Below are 498 nucleotides of genomic sequence, written 5' to 3' on the forward strand. Positions count from 1 at the left end.
CATGTTAACCACTACACCACGGGACCATTGGTTGCGGGGACAGGATTTGAACCTGCGACCTTCGGGTTATGAGCCCGACGAGCTACCAGACTGCTCCACCCCGCGATGATACTATTCATTATTTTATATGGTGGAGGATGACGGGATCGAACCGCCGACCCCCTGCTTGTAAGGCAGGTGCTCTCCCAGCTGAGCTAATCCTCCAAAGTGGTGACCCGTACGGGATTCGAACCCGTGTTACCGCCGTGAAAGGGCGGTGTCTTAACCACTTGACCAACGGGCCAAAGTTTTATGGCGGAGAGCAAGGGATTCGAACCCTTGATACGCTTATGACGTATACACGATTTCCAATCGTGCTCCTTCGGCCATCTCGGACAGCTCTCCAATTGGCTCCGCAGGTAGGACTCGAACCTACGACCGATCGGTTAACAGCCGATAGCTCTACCACTGAGCTACTGCGGAATAATACAAGCCTGGCAACGTCCTACTCTCACAGGG

The 498-nt window shown here is 54.0% G+C and carries 5 tRNA genes; all 5 read right to left on the reverse strand.

The annotated features are described in order from the left end of the window. Positions 1 to 28: 28 nt before the first annotated feature. The 5 genes from MR076_RS25990 to MR076_RS26010 all read right to left on the reverse strand — a co-directional run bounded on the left by MR076_RS25990 (position 29) and on the right by MR076_RS26010 (position 462). A tRNA-Met gene (locus MR076_RS25990) sits at positions 29 to 105 on the reverse strand. A gap of 23 nt (positions 106 to 128) precedes the next feature. Further along, positions 129 to 204: transfer RNA gene (locus tag MR076_RS25995), tRNA-Val, on the reverse strand. Positions 205 to 208: 4 nt separating this feature from the next. Then, positions 209 to 283, reverse strand: a tRNA-Glu gene (locus MR076_RS26000). 9 nt (positions 284 to 292) lie between these two features. Then, positions 293 to 384: transfer RNA gene (locus MR076_RS26005), tRNA-Ser, on the reverse strand. A 3-nt stretch (positions 385 to 387) separates the two neighbouring features. Beyond that, positions 388 to 462 (reverse strand) — tRNA-Asn (locus MR076_RS26010). Positions 463 to 498 lie beyond the last annotated feature (36 nt).

Source organism: Bacillus cereus group sp. BfR-BA-01380, from assembly GCF_022663535.1.
Lineage (GTDB): Bacteria > Bacillota > Bacilli > Bacillales > Bacillaceae_G > Bacillus_A > Bacillus_A cereus_BB.